The sequence below is a fragment of the Photobacterium kishitanii genome, from assembly GCF_003026355.1.
In the GTDB taxonomy this organism is placed as follows: domain Bacteria; phylum Pseudomonadota; class Gammaproteobacteria; order Enterobacterales; family Vibrionaceae; genus Photobacterium; species Photobacterium kishitanii.
On record NZ_PYON01000022.1, the window covers coordinates 36,974 to 51,070 of the forward strand.

At 34.5% G+C, this 14,097-nt stretch carries 11 protein-coding genes; 9 read left to right on the forward strand and 2 right to left on the reverse strand.

Annotation, left to right across the window (positions count from 1 at the left end; all coding sequences use genetic code 11):
- Positions 1-7 precede the first annotated feature (7 nt).
- The 8 genes from C0W29_RS18615 to C0W29_RS18650 are packed head-to-tail and all read left to right on the forward strand — an operon-like array spanning position 8 to position 9,234.
- Positions 8-2,104, forward strand: coding sequence for a GumC family protein (locus tag C0W29_RS18615; RefSeq protein ID WP_107174202.1), 2,097 nt, complete (start codon positions 8-10; stop codon positions 2,102-2,104).
- Positions 2,101-3,309: a lipopolysaccharide biosynthesis protein gene (locus tag C0W29_RS18620; RefSeq protein ID WP_036791380.1), complete on the forward strand. Its 1,209-nt coding sequence runs from the start codon at positions 2,101-2,103 to the stop codon at positions 3,307-3,309. Before C0W29_RS18615 ends, C0W29_RS18620 begins: the two co-directional genes overlap by 4 nt.
- Positions 3,310-4,701, forward strand: coding sequence for a hypothetical protein (locus tag C0W29_RS18625; RefSeq protein WP_045042954.1), 1,392 nt, complete (start codon positions 3,310-3,312; stop codon positions 4,699-4,701). It abuts the gene before it with no gap.
- Positions 4,689-5,189 carry a serine O-acetyltransferase gene (locus C0W29_RS18630; RefSeq protein WP_052671708.1) on the forward strand — a complete coding sequence of 167 codons (501 nt, stop codon included), beginning with the start codon at positions 4,689-4,691 and terminating at the stop codon, positions 5,187-5,189. Before C0W29_RS18625 ends, C0W29_RS18630 begins: the two co-directional genes overlap by 13 nt.
- 3 nt (positions 5,190-5,192) lie before the next feature.
- A complete protein-coding gene (locus C0W29_RS18635) occupies positions 5,193-6,416 on the forward strand; it encodes a glycosyltransferase (protein WP_045042955.1) in 1,224 nt (407 codons plus the stop codon).
- A gap of 14 nt (positions 6,417-6,430) precedes the next feature.
- Positions 6,431-7,636 carry a glycosyltransferase family 4 protein gene (locus C0W29_RS18640; protein ID WP_045043002.1) on the forward strand — a complete coding sequence of 402 codons (1,206 nt, stop codon included), beginning with the start codon at positions 6,431-6,433 and terminating at the stop codon, positions 7,634-7,636.
- 60 nt (positions 7,637-7,696) lie between these two features.
- Positions 7,697-8,809, forward strand: a complete 1,113-nt coding sequence (locus tag C0W29_RS18645) for a glycosyltransferase family 4 protein (RefSeq protein WP_045042956.1) — start codon at positions 7,697-7,699, stop codon at positions 8,807-8,809.
- A 5-nt stretch (positions 8,810-8,814) separates the two neighbouring features.
- Positions 8,815-9,234, forward strand: coding sequence for a hypothetical protein (locus C0W29_RS18650; RefSeq protein WP_052671709.1), 420 nt, complete (start codon positions 8,815-8,817; stop codon positions 9,232-9,234).
- 143 nt (positions 9,235-9,377) lie between these two features.
- Here C0W29_RS18650 and C0W29_RS18655 read toward each other — a convergent pair whose 3' ends face one another.
- Positions 9,378-10,904 carry a DUF4832 domain-containing protein gene (locus C0W29_RS18655; RefSeq protein WP_045045595.1) on the reverse strand — a complete coding sequence of 509 codons (1,527 nt, stop codon included), beginning with the start codon at positions 10,902-10,904 and terminating at the stop codon, positions 9,378-9,380.
- A gap of 283 nt (positions 10,905-11,187) precedes the next feature.
- Here C0W29_RS18655 and C0W29_RS18660 point away from each other — a divergent pair, with 283 nt between their 5' ends.
- Positions 11,188-12,087 carry a glucosamine inositolphosphorylceramide transferase family protein gene (locus C0W29_RS18660; RefSeq protein WP_045045596.1) on the forward strand — a complete coding sequence of 300 codons (900 nt, stop codon included), beginning with the start codon at positions 11,188-11,190 and terminating at the stop codon, positions 12,085-12,087.
- Between the two features lie 57 nt (positions 12,088-12,144).
- On the opposite strand, the gene C0W29_RS18665 is transcribed toward C0W29_RS18660, so the two are convergent.
- Entirely contained in the window at positions 12,145-13,713 is a 1,569-nt protein-coding gene (locus tag C0W29_RS18665; protein ID WP_045045597.1) for a DUF4832 domain-containing protein, read from the reverse strand.
- Positions 13,714-14,097: the final 384 nt, after the last annotated feature.

Here is a 14,097-nt window from a genome sequence, read left to right on the forward strand (position 1 = left end):
GTTATAAATGAGTTCATTATTCGTTGAAGAGGGGAGCAAGTTGGAAAGTACCATTGACTTTTCACGCTTACTAAAATCAACAAAAAAAAATTGGTGGAAAATCTTAGCTTTTGCTGTTGTGGTAACAGGAACAGCGGTTCCATTTATTTTAAAATTGACACCAAAATATGAAGCTTATGCAACGGTATTGCTTAAAGCTGAATTAACTAATCCAACGACATTTGAGAAAGTTGTTGATTTTGATTCCACACGTAAAGAATATTATGAGACTCAGTATCAACTACTGAAATCTCGTCGTGTAATTTCACAGGTGGTTGATGATTTAAAGCTTTATCAAGATCAAGAGTTTATTGGTAAAAAACCAGTAAAAGATGACACCTTAGTAAAACAAAAAGAACGCAGTATTCAATATGTACTTAAACATATGACAATATCTCCAGTTCGAAAAACACAATTGGTTGAAGTGGGGTTCGAATCAACAACAGCAAAAGATGCAGCAGCTGTTGCTAATGATATTGTGAAAGTGTTTGTTAACTATTCCGTTGAAGATAATCGTGATGCGAGCTTAAATGTTTCTTCGTTACTTGAAACTGAAGTCGATGATTTGAATCATCAATTGAAAGCGAAAGAAGCAAATCTTAATGCCTTTTTGAAAAAAGAGGGCTTGATTACTTTTCGTGGTGTTGATGGTTTTCAGACTGAGCAGCTTTCATTATTAACTGATAATTTAGCAACGGCTACTGCTCAACGTGTTAATTTAGAAGCACTTTATAAAACAGTTGCGGCTTATAAAAAACAAGGATTTAATGCATTAGCTGCTATTCCTGATGTTTCTCGCCATCCGCAGATGGAAAATCTACGGCAGATGATTATTGAGCAGAAAACACAACTTGCTGATCTTGAAAATCGTTATGGTCCTAAATATGAGAAAGTGATTCAAGCTCGTTCACAACTTGTTGTTCTTCAACACCAAGCAAATAATTTGATTAATCAAATAGCTGAAGGTATCAAAGAGCAATATCAAGCATCAGTTGTTAAGCAAAATCAATTACAAGCTGCAGTTGATAAACGCACTGGCGCATTCCAGCTATTGGGCGAGAAAAAGACAAAATATAACAATATGATGGATGATATTAGTCAGACACGTACGTTATATAATCAATTGCTACAACGTCAGAATGAAACGCAATTGAGTGGTCAGTTCTCTGAACCAACAGCGAAAGCGATTGATAGCGCTATCGTGCCATTAAAGCCGACAAAACCTAATAAAAAATTGTTGATTGTTGTTGTTGCTATTATGTCATTACTCATTGCTATTCTGTTCGTGATAGTGATGGCAGCATTAAATAATAAAGTCATGTCTATTAATGAAATCAAACGACGTTTAGGACTTGATACTATTGGGGAAATTAAGTCGTATTCTCAAGATATTACACCTAACTTGGTGCTTGATAGCAGTGCACAATTTGCAACATTAGACGAAGCATCACTTGGTATTCGTAGTCAGTTATTATTACTTAATACTGAAGCGAAAATGTTAACAGTAACATCAGCAACAGCACAAGAAGGTAAGTCATTAGTCTCAACATTAGTTGCGAAAGCGATGGCTATTGATACAAAAGTATTATTGGTCGATATGGATTTACGCCATTCAAGTATTACTCAATCTTTGGGTTGTACTAATGAGAAAGGGTTAACAGACATTCTCTACAACAATGTGGCACTGAATGACGCTATTGTTAATCATCATGGAGTGGATGTTTTACCTATTGGTAGTGATACAACACGCTCGCCATTGATCGTGTTAACTCATCAGAAGTTAGCTGAATTGTGTGCTGAATTACGACAGAATTATGACTATATTATTATTGATACGCCTGCGGTTACTGATGCTAAGGATGCGATTTTAATCAGTCAACTTACAGATGCTGTATTATTTGTGGCGGCTTCTAATAATAACAGTTCGAATGTTTCTCTATCGGCCTTGAATCAACTGAAACAATATCAAGCAAATGTGCTTGGTTGTGTGTTGAATAAAGTTAATAGTAAGTTGTTAGAGTCAAATGAGAACCTAACACCACCATCAAAGGGTGTTATTTTATGAGTTTAATTAAAGGTGCCTCTACAATAGGAGGCGCTTCAGTTATCTCGCAACTAATTGGTGCATTTACTATTTTATTTATGTCATACCGTTTTGGTATGTCAGATGTAGGTAATTATGCACTTACATTTAGTATAATAATGATTGGTGCTCAAATTGCACTTTATGGTTCGCATTTTTTGCTGCCAAAAGTTAATCAACAAGATATAGGCAAAGCGGTGGTTTTCTGTATGCTGCAATCTTGGGGAATAAGTGCAATTTATATTTATATTGTAAGTCATTTTTTCGAATTACCATTTGTTGCGATTTATGTGTTAACTGCTAGTTATTCAATGATGATTATTTCTGAGTATGTTTTCTTACGAAATAAGATATTCAGTAAGCTGGCTATTCAGCGAATTTCGGTAACCTCAATTGTCTTTTTGGCATTATTAGTGTCATGGAAAATTGAGTATTTTTACTATATATGGGCTGGTGCACATTTATGTTTGATTGGCTATTGGTTATATAAATGTTTAGATTTTAGTATTTTTTCTAAATCTGACTTTTTACCAACAACCCAAGTTCGGTTTTGCATTAAACATTGGAATCATTTATCACGAGTCGGTACTGCAGAAGTTGTCGCTAATGCGAGTTTACAGTTACCCACGGTACTCATTAACTATTGGTTCAGCCCATTAGTTGCGGGTTATTTTGCTGTTGTTAACCGTTTTTGTTTATCGCCAGTACTCATTCTTGGTCAGTCTGTGCGTAATTATACGTTCTCAAAATGGTCCGAAGATTTTCGTAACAAAGTGTTTAATTACTCTGAATTTAAACAAGTTCGGTTATTTTTAGTGGTAATTGCATCGGTAACAGTTGCTGGTATTTATTTTGTTTATCCATGGTTAACGCAACATGTATTAGGTGAGCAATGGGTACAGTCGGTTGAAACTTCACGTTTAATGTTACCTTATGTATTTGCGATGCTTGCGTTTGTTCCAATGACAGTGATCGAATTAATTTTTGGTGCGCCTAATTATTTCTTACGTATTCAATGTGAGCAATTAGCGATAGTGATATTGGCACTTGTAATTATTCCATTTATTTATAAGAGTTATGTTGTTTCATTATTGGCCTTTACAGTGCTAACAGCTGGGCGGTATTTAATGATTTATATTAAAATCAATAAACATGCGATTGTTTTGCGTGATAAAGGCGTAGTGTAAATGAATACCGGCGTTTTTTTTCAAGCTTATGTATTTATCACACTAATTTTTAGTGGAACGGCACAATATTTTACTGATATTGATGCCTTTCTATGGTTGCCCTTTATTATGACAATGGTGATGGTTGCCTTAGTGCCATTACAGACTCGTTATAATTATAAGCAACTAGATCAGCTTGAAACGACAGTTTTAGTACTTTTTGCTGGTTTTTTTGTGTTAGCAATAACCAGTACTCTGATGCAAGAAGGGCTAAAGACCACGATTGCAGGTATTAAAAATGGCTTAGGTATATCATTACTATTACCTTGTTTAATATTAGGTTTTTGTCGTGAATCACAGTTATACCGTATTTGCCAAAAATTATATTGGGTATTTTATGCTCAAATTCCCTTTGTTGTTTATCAAGCTTTAATTGTTGTTCCAGCAAGGGTTGCTTTTGAGGGCAAGATGGACTCATGGGACTCGGTTGTTGGTACTTTTGGCGGTAGTATGATCGCCGGTGGTAATGGTGCATCGATGGGTCTATTTACCTTGCTTATTATGATGATGAAATTGTCTGAATATAAGCATGGGGTGGCAAAATTGTGGTCGTTAGCACTACATTTGGCAATTGGCTTTATTATTTGTGTTGTTGCAGAAGTTAAGTTTGTAACATTATTAGCGCCATTTTTCTTACTTTATGTATATATAAAGCCAAGCTATGTCAAAGAAGTCAGAGTTATCGACTTTAAAACGATTTTATTATCGATTGTCGGTATTTTTATATTATTGTCGATAATAATTACAATTTTATCATTAGGGTATACCAGTAAATACCAATCACATTCGATGAGTATTTTTGATATTTTCCTACAAAATATTGGTTATATTTTTGATCCGACAATTATCGTAGCTGGTCTTGATGGCAACTTAGATGAATTAGGACGTGTAACGGCATTAGCGTTTTGGTCACACCACTCTGATATTCACGGCCTTGTGAATCAGTTATTTGGATATGGTCTGAATAGTTCAAATGCCGGTGGTGCCGATCCTGGTTATATTGCAATGCTGTTTGAATTAAGTTTAGGTTCAACAGCGTTAGCGATTTTTTTATGGGAGATTGGTCTTGTAGGAACGGGTTTACTATTAGCGATTGTGTTCATTATTTTGAAAGGTTCAAAGCCAAAGCCATTATTTTCAACCAAGGACTTATCAAGAGCTGATATTAACTTGTTATCTTATCAGCCTGCTTTTATTGGATTTATTATCGCAGGTTTGATTACGTTACCTTATTCACCGTTACTTGCCTTGATACCGGTATTTCAGTTCCAGTTCTATTTTGTGCTAGGTGCAATGATTATTATTCGTAAAGCAACCTCAATAAAAGCAAGAGAGATGGTATGTTTGAATTAATTAAAAAAGAGTTAGCATTAAACCCTGGATTAACATCTAAGTTTTTTATTGTTAATTTTCGGTTAGCTTCTTTATTTTATACTTCTGGTCTAATAAAAAAAATATTTATTATTAACGTTATTATTCTTAAATTACTTAAATTTATTTGTGGGCTTGATATATCACCAAAAACAAAGATTGGTTCTGGTTTTATTTTGTTTCATCCACAGAATATTGTTATTAATGCCGATAGTGTATTAGGTGACAATGTGATGCTTAAACATAATGTGACTATTGGTAATAAAGTTGATGCCGCTACTGGCCGTCATGTATCACCTATTATTGGTAATAATGTTGAATTAAGTCCCGGTGTGGTTGTGTTGGGTAACGTTAGTATTGGTGATAATTCAATTATTGGTGCTGGAGCAATTGTTGTGAAAAGTATACCTAAAAATTCAATTGCAGTGGGTAACCCAGCAATCGTCATTAAAGAAATAAGTGAGAATTAGTGAATGAACACGAAAATTAATGTCATTAATTTTGTACCTGAAGAGTTACCATCTTATCGTCCCGATGTTGATGTTTTATACTCTAAAGAGTTACCAAAAGAAGGTGTAAATACCACTATTGTTGGTATGCCTAAGACTGGAACTGTGCATATTGAAACGGATGGCAGTACCTTAAAAACCAGTAAGAAAACAACTAATCGTCATTTAGATTCAATCGTTTATTTTTTTAATGCAGCGAAGTTAGCCTTGAGTGCAAAAAAAGACGGTTTTCAATTAATTCAAGTTCGTGACATGGTGTGGGTGGGGTTGATCTGTCTAGCGATAGCTAAATTGATCAAGCTACCTTATAGCTACTGGGTATCATTTTTGTATGCTGAAAGTCGAACAATACGAGCAAAAGATCAAACTGAAAATATTTCTAGTTGGAAGCGTCCAATTATTTTAGCGCGTGGTTTGCTTGAGGAGTTTATCCTTTATCGCATTATTTTACCTCATTCAGATCGCGTGTATGTGCAAAGTGATTTCATGCTTAATTACATTAAAGGTAAAGGCATTGAACAACATAACATGATGGTTGTGCCAATGGGGGTAGATTTTGAGAAGATCGATAACTTTGCCAATACTGATGCAATAAAAATTGAAAAATGGGGTGATGCGCCCGTTATTGGTTATTTAGGTAGTCTTGATAGATTACGTAAACTTGACATTATTATTGAAGCATTTAAAGAAGCTAAAGTTTCTGTACCAACCTTAAAACTGCTCTTTGTTGGTGATTCCGAGGTGATGAAAGATCGCGAGTTTTTGCAACAAACAGCTGATGATATGGGCTTGAGTGATGATTTTTATATCACTGGCTGGGTACAAACAGAGCAAGCTTGGGCGTATCTCAAAGGCGTAGATATGGTCATAGGATTTATGAACCGTGGTTTGTTGTTAGACGTTTCAACACCAACTAAAGCAATGGAATATATGGCACTTAAAAAAGCCATGGTTTGTAATGATTCACCTGATCAGCAATTTGTGATTGAACAATCTGGTTGTGGGCGAGTTACTGATGGAACGAGCCAATCATATGCTGCGGCGATGGTTGAATTGGCACAACAGCCAATGACACAAACAGAGTTAGATGCTGGATACAATTATATTAAAAATAACCGTTCTTATGCGTTTATTGGTGAGCAAGTTGCTGCTGATATTAAGAATGTTGTTAATCAAAAAAATTCATAATGGCTGGTGATTCAATGAAAGTTCTATTTGTTAATAAATTCTTTTTCCCACATGGCGGTGCTGAAACTGTTTTCTTTCAAGAGCGCGATATGGTTCAAGAAGCAGGGTATCAAGTTATTGATTTTTCAATGAAGCATGAAAAGAACATCCCGTCAGATTATGCTGATTTTTTTGTTGATAATGTTGATTACCATGGTAAACATTCTATTTTTGATAATATTAAAGTTGCAGTTAATTTTGTACATAATCAATATGCATGTGATCAATTTGAAAAGCTAATTAAAGCAGAGCGACCTGATATTGTTCATTTTCATAATATTTATCACCAAATAACACCATCAGTGATAAAGATTGCACAAAAGTTAGGTTGTAAAACGGTACTAACAGCACATGATTATAAATCGGTTTGTCCTAATTACAGTATGCTTGCTGCAGGTGAGAATATTGAATTAGACTGGATCACAGGCAGTAATATTAATTTATTTAAATACCAGTGGCAGGATGGCTCATGGCCACGCAGTGTATTATTGTCACTAGAGGCATTATATCATCGTACGATGAAGAGCTATGAAGCATTAGATGCTTTTATTGCTCCTTGTGAATTTATGAAATCAATGATCTTACGTCAAATTCCATCTGCAAATGTTGATGTAATCGTTAATGGTATTGACGCATCAACAACAGATATTGGTAACGATGGTGGTTACTTTTTATTTTGTGGTCGATTAACTAAAGAGAAAGGCATTGTTACGTTAGCACAAGCGCATAGTCAACTAATGGGGAATACACCTCTTAAAGTGTTAGGTACCGGACCTATGCTAGATCATATTAAACAACATTTTGATAATGTTGAATTATTAGGTTTTCAAACAGGTGATGCACTAACAGAAATTATTAAAAATGCTAAAGCAGTTATTGTGCCATCGGAGTGGAATGAAAACTGCTCTATGTCAGTTTTAGAAGCGATGAGCTACGGTAAGCCAGTTATCGGAGCTAATATTGGCGGTATTCCAGAGCAAGTGTTAGATGGTGAAACTGGGTATTTATTTAACTCTGGCGATGCTGATGATCTGGCAGCTAAAATGCAGTTATTAGCTGATGATGAAGCATTAGTGGCAGCAATGGGACAAAAAGGTCGCGCGCGATTATTAGAGAAATATTCATTAGATGCACATAAAAGAGATTTGATTAAATTGTATCAATCACTTTTAGCTAACTAATTTCCCTAAAAATAAAATGCCAGTTAGCAGCTGGCATTTTACATTTGAAGAGACGGTATTGTGAATAAATCTATTTTAGTTTTGGGTACGCGTGGCATTCCTAATGTTGCTGGCGGTGTTGAATCACATTGCCAAGCTTTATATCCATTGTTAGTTGAAAAATATAACTTGGATATTACTGTCACAGCCCGTAAACCTTATGTTCCTTATACAAAGACTGTATATGAAGGGGTTAAGCTAGTTGCCTTACCCGCGGTGAAAAATAAAGCGTTAGAGGCGCCATTACACTCATTGCTTGCTGCTTTTTATGCGATAAAAACCGGAGCAGATATTGTCCATATCCATGCGATAGGACCTGGGTTAGTTACGCCACTATTACGCTTATTTGGTAAGAAAGTGGTTTTTACTCATCACAGCCAAAATTATGATCATCAAAAGTGGGGTAAATTAGCTAAGTTTATTCTGCGCTTGGGTGAGAAATGTGCGATGAAATATGCCTCTGAGGTCATTGTTATTTCAGACTTTATGCAAAAGTTGATGAGTGAGAAGTATGGGCGCGATGATACTCATCTTATTTTTAATGGTGTCAATAAGCCACAATTGCCTGATCAACAAATTATTAAACAATACTTGGATCGCTATGATTTAGCCCCTCGCGATTATGTCGTCGCTGTTGGTCGCTTTTCACAAGAGAAAGGCTTAGATGTATTATTAGAAGCCTATAAGCGTAGTGGTATTAAGAAGAAATTAGTCCTTGTTGGCGATAGTGATCAGCCAACAGCCTATAGCGATAAGTTAAAGGCAACTGCACTTGCTACATCAGGTGTTGTATTAACGGGTTTCTTATCTGGCGAAGCACTTAATAGTATTTTTTCACAGGCAGATACTTTTGTTTTACCATCATTTAGTGAAGGTTTACCAATCGCTTTATTAGAGGCAATGTCGTTTTCTTTGCCTGTTGTTGTGAGTGATATTCCAGCGAATAAAGCTGTCCATTTAGCGGATAAATGTTATTTTGCATGCGGAGATAGTCAAGCATTGGCCACATTATTAACAACAGCTGTGAATCAACCGTTAGTTTGTTATGCTGAATATTTGAAAAAATATGATTGGAATTTAATTGCTCAGCAAACTTATGATGTGTTCTTAGCTGCTGAAAATAATAATGGGTGAGTTGCGTGTCTTCAAATAGTAAATATACTCAAGCTCAACAAGTCGTGATTGAGCGAGTTATAAATTCGATACCAGCTGAGATAGTTGATTCATTTAATAGTGAGCAGCGTATAGCGATAGAAAAATCGATTGTTATTAATAGTTATAATAATAATCATTGTGTTGATTTTAGACCAACTATTGGCATTGGGCGTTGGCGTTATTATGTTGTGTTTTTGCTAGGGAAAGATCGCCGGAAAGCTTCACGTCACCAATCAAGTATTACCACAATTATAAAAGTGTTATTAGTCACATTTGGTTTATGTTTTATGTTTATATCAGCAGTCTTGACTTTATATCTGATAAAGTCAGCATTGGGTATTGATATTTTTAAACACTTTTCATTTGGTATTTGGGACTATTTTAAAGCGCATTTTCTAAATTAGTCGAAAACGAGGCATATTGTTAATATGCCTCGTTGCTAATTATTGCTTTTTTAGAATGGTAATCCCAGCAATACCGTACCAGTTATCTTTGAGTTTGCCTTCAATCCCTAACTTTACGACAGCATTGTTGGTATTTGTGTTTATTATTTTATAGTGAAGCGTATTAACGAGTACCATTTGTTATAATTTTTATTGTTGATAGCAATAGAAATTACAGCATTATGTGTGTGAGGTGTTACTAATCCAACTTCAAGGTTATATTCTCCAGGTTTTATTTCTTTTGGTAATATAAAACTATTCTTTTGAGTGTAAATAGGTGCTTTGTCATTTGAGTTTTGTGCGGGTAGCCAATGAGTAATATTATTTTTCGTATTAAAGTATGCAACGACGTTATTTTTATTATTCACAATCCGCCATACAATTGGATAGTTGTTATAACTTGGCGCTACTCCATTATTTATCCAGGTTGATGTTATCGTAATTAAACTATTTGGACGAAATTTACTATTAAGTTTCACTTTATTCAGAATAAAACGGTAACCAATTTTTTTTAAAAAATTATTTAATAATGGTTGGTATTTTTCTGGAATAGGGCTTGATTTTAAATTTAATAATGAAGCATGCAACTTAAGTGCTGTAGCGAAGGTTTGTTCAACTTTTTGTTGCGTATAAATAGTAGGCTGCTGAGCCCACTGATCCATTGTATTGCAAATTTCAAAATCAACTGGAGCCTTTTCCCAACGAGATAAGAATAATGGATCTGTAAATTTATCTGCGATGTTATTCTTGGCACCAGTTACTTTTTTTCCTTCGATATGACGTAGTGTTTGAGGGTATCCTTGTTGCATATGATTCCAACCTTTGGCCCAGTCGCCAAGGCAATCTGCTCGCCAACCTAATCCATGTTTGGTAGCATAGCTGGCAAAATTATCATCGGGTGAACCAAGATCTATAGAAAGCATTTTATTAGGAAAAGCTTTACGCATCATATTGATATACGGTATTAGTTCGGCTGTTGTATAACCAATATGACCTAATGTAGGTCTAGTGCCATTATAATGGGTTGCTAAATGCCATTCTCCCCATGTACCGACAAGGCCAACATCAAGCCGTAAGATGTCAGGGTTATGATTATAGCGTTTACCCATGGCAGCAATAAATTGCTGTAAATTTTCCTTAAATTTTGGATTGTTATAATTAACGACAAAACTGTTATCATTCGTGCATATGTCGTGTGTATGAGGGTCTAATTGTTTTTTTAACCAGCAAGGAATGCCAAGTATTTTTTTGGCTTTTTGCGGGTTAGGTGAGTAGTAAGTCTCATTTAAGCCAGCTAATGTCATAAACCTAATTACGATTTTTTTGTTGGCTCTTTTAGCTGCTAAAATTGTATCATCGATGAGTTTATAGTTATAAACACCTTTTTTAGGTTCTAATTGTTCCCAATACCAACGGAAGTAAACCACCGACGTTTTTGGGTAGCTTGGTATATTCCAATTTGGATTATTATGAATATCAATAGTTTGGTGATCGGTAATACCAATATCAGGGTTAATTAATATTTTTTGACTCACTGTTGGCTGATATTCAATTGTCATTGCTTGTACTAATGTAGATAAAAATAAGCTGAAAAAGCACAAAATAGTACAAGTTTTATTTAAAATAACCATTGTTAGTAACCTTAGTTAAGTTGTTTTTGCGTTTTATAAATTAAACTTTATAAGTATTGTTTTTTTAGATGGTTAGTCAAATAAATAAATGTCGATTTTTATTTATTTGTGACATTTTTATGAGTATATATTTTATTTATCTTTATTGTGTTATATTTATTACAGGATTTATGCATAAATAATGTATATTGATAGATATTCGTTAATATAAAAATAAACATTTTTCTATATTTATCACTATTATAATTCACATTGTGTGGAAGCATTGAAGGTATTAAATCGAATGAAGTTATTGAATAAATTTACTGATCAAGATTTTTGGCGTATTGGTCTAATCAGAGAGCATCCATTAGACGTGATTATTAATGGCTTAAATGCTTATGATATTCATTGGTTTAATTTTACGGATAAAGACTTTGAAGCGGATCCTTTTGTGTTTACATTAAACAATAAAGATTACATAGCTTACGAAATCTTTGACTACTCTCATGGTAATGGAAAAATTGAATGTGTTGATTTCGATGGTAAGCGTTATAGTTTCTTTGACGATGTAAATAAAATTGTAGGGCATAAATCATTTCCTTTTACGTTTGAAGAAGAAAATGAGTTATATTCTATTGTTGAAACCTCTGATTTGAATGAATTGGCGCTGTATAAGTTTACAGGTGTTAAATTTGAAAAGGTGAAGACACTACTTAGTGGCGAGAAATATATTGATACCTGTATTAAGAAGGTTGATGGAATATTTTACTTATTCACCTCCACATCTGATCAACCCTTTAAACAACAGCTATTTTTTGCCAATTCATTGCTAGGTGATTATCAAACTCATCCTTGTTCTCCTATTGCAAATGATAAGGCTTTTGGACGTAATGGTGGACCAATTGTTGATCGTGATAATAATTATTATCGTGTTTGTCAAAATTGTGCCATAACTTACGGTGGCAGCTTAAAAGTTATGCATATTACTGAGCTTTCTAAAACAGTTTATAAGGAAGTATTTTTCAAAGATGTAATGCCTGTCGTTCCTTTTTCTGACGGTATTCATACGTTGTCATACTGGGACAATATGACCGTTATTGATTCAAAAAATATTTTATCTAAATATGGGAATATATACAGAAAAATTAATTATTTAGCAATGGTTAAGCTAGGTAAAGAAATTCCTTATTTTGGTAAATAAATCATATAGAGAGCTTAAAAAGCGCCATGTTCGGAGCGAATTGGCGCTTTGTTGTAGTTAGTGGTTTATATTTATAGTATCAATATAATGCCAATTATCATGAGTTCTTCCATCTATGCCCAGTTTAATTTTTGCGGTAGTTGTCGATGGTTCGACAAGAGCTACTTCAAGTTTATAATTACCCGGCTTAATATCGTATGGTAAATTAAAGGTGTTTATTTGCTTGTATTTTGGCGCATTACTGTCACGATCATTTGCTGGTAACCATGTGCGAATATCATTATTGGTTGCGAAGTAGGTAACGATATGATTATCGCTATTACGTAAACGCCACACGACAGGATAGTTATTATAACTAGGTGCAACACCTGTATTTTTCCATGTTGAAGCGATTGTTATCGCTGATGATGGTTTAAATCGACTACTGATTTCAACTGACGATATTTCAAAGCGGTAGCCCAGTTTCTTAATTAAATCATTTACAAGATCTTTGTAGATGAGAGGCACGTTTCCTGATTTCATATTGAATAAAGATGCATGTGAATCTAATGCAAAATCAAAAGTTTGTTTAACTTTCTCAATGGTGTAATCATTGTCATTTTGAGACCAATAATCGAGATCTTGACACACTTCAAAATCAACAGGAGCTTGTTTCCAGCGATTAAGGAAGGAGGTGTCAGCATAGTTATTTTGATTATATCCATTACCTAATATATGGTTAATAGTATCAGGATAGCCATTCTCCATATGGTTCCAGCCCGCTTGCCAATCACCAATGCAATCCGCACGCCAACCTAATCCACGAGCGGTAGCATAACTTGTAATTTCATCATCAGGCGAAGTTAAATCAATCGACAGCTGCTTGTCAGGAAACGCATTACGCATTAATTGTATATAAGGAGCTAAGTCTTTTACGTTATAGCCATGGTGACCCAGTGATGGTTGTTGGTAACCCATTTGTGAAGCAAGATTCCATTCTCCCCAAGTACCAATTAAACCAACATCTAAGCGTAAGAGATTCGTGTTGTTGTTATACCGTTTCCCCATGGCTTTGATAAAGCGACTCAGCTTCTTTTTTAAGATGGGATTTTTATAATCTACAACAAAGTGATTATCATCGGCACAGGTTTCACCGATAGTATTGTCATCAATTTGTTTTTTGATCCAACAAGGTACACCCAGTATTTTCTTGCCTGCATTTGGTGATGGATTGTAATAGACCTCATCTTTCCCAGCCATTGTCATAAATCGAATTACAGTTTTTTTACCTAATGCAGCAGCTTGATTGATGGTATCGTCAATCAGTTGAAAATTGTAGTGCCCTGGTTGGGGTTCGAGTTCTTCCCAATACCATCGAAAATAAACAACGGATGTTTCAGGATGACTCGGCTTATTCCACCATGGATCACTATGAATATTGAATGATTGGTGATCAGTAATACCTATATCAGGGTTAATTAATACATCATCAATAATTGTGGGTGTTGTTATTTGAGTGATTGGTTGCGCAACAGCAATATTAGTCAGAGGTAAAGCAGTAAAACTAAATAGGCAAGTTTTTGCAAGCAATGTAATTGGGAAAGAGGGTATATGTGAGGTAATCGCTTTTTTAGTGCTTTTTAGCATAGCTATTCATCCATGGAATATTAAAATCTTAACTATAATTAGTGTGTATTTATGGATGCACTATGACAAAAAAAAACTATAACGCCTATATGTATTTGTTGGATTAGGCTCACATAATAAGGTCGTATTTTTGTTATAAATTGAGTGGTGATGTTGTTTATGTTAATTGGGGTTGTAAATAATAATTATTAGCTCTATTGATGTTGTTTATTTGCGCTTGTTTTATGAAACATGTTTATTTATATTTAAGCGAAAGGACATTTGTGATTTTTAGAAATTTAATTTTCATATAGGAATATATATTAATAAATTTATTTCTTCTACTAAAGCCTACGGTATTTCTTTCATGAATGCATCAGATTATGCATTAGTTTTGGTGACGTT

What these genes read in the sequence shown, in the direction of transcription:
- C0W29_RS18615 (WP_107174202.1), top strand. Translation starts at nt 8, where the DNA reads ATGAGTTCATTATTCGTTGAAGAGGGGAGCAAGTTGGAAAGTACCATT.
- C0W29_RS18635 (WP_045042955.1), top strand. Translation starts at nt 5,193, where the DNA reads ATGAACACGAAAATTAATGTCATTAATTTTGTACCTGAAGAGTTACCA.
- C0W29_RS18625 (WP_045042954.1), top strand. Translation starts at nt 3,310, where the DNA reads ATGAATACCGGCGTTTTTTTTCAAGCTTATGTATTTATCACACTAATT.
- C0W29_RS18620 (WP_036791380.1), top strand. Translation starts at nt 2,101, where the DNA reads ATGAGTTTAATTAAAGGTGCCTCTACAATAGGAGGCGCTTCAGTTATC.
- C0W29_RS18630 (WP_052671708.1), top strand. Translation starts at nt 4,689, where the DNA reads ATGTTTGAATTAATTAAAAAAGAGTTAGCATTAAACCCTGGATTAACA.
- C0W29_RS18655 (WP_045045595.1), bottom strand. Translation starts at nt 10,904, where the DNA reads ATGGTTATTTTAAATAAAACTTGTACTATTTTGTGCTTTTTCAGCTTA.
- C0W29_RS18665 (WP_045045597.1), bottom strand. Translation starts at nt 13,713, where the DNA reads ATGCTAAAAAGCACTAAAAAAGCGATTACCTCACATATACCCTCTTTC.
- C0W29_RS18640 (WP_045043002.1), top strand. Translation starts at nt 6,431, where the DNA reads ATGAAAGTTCTATTTGTTAATAAATTCTTTTTCCCACATGGCGGTGCT.
- C0W29_RS18660 (WP_045045596.1), top strand. Translation starts at nt 11,188, where the DNA reads ATGAAGTTATTGAATAAATTTACTGATCAAGATTTTTGGCGTATTGGT.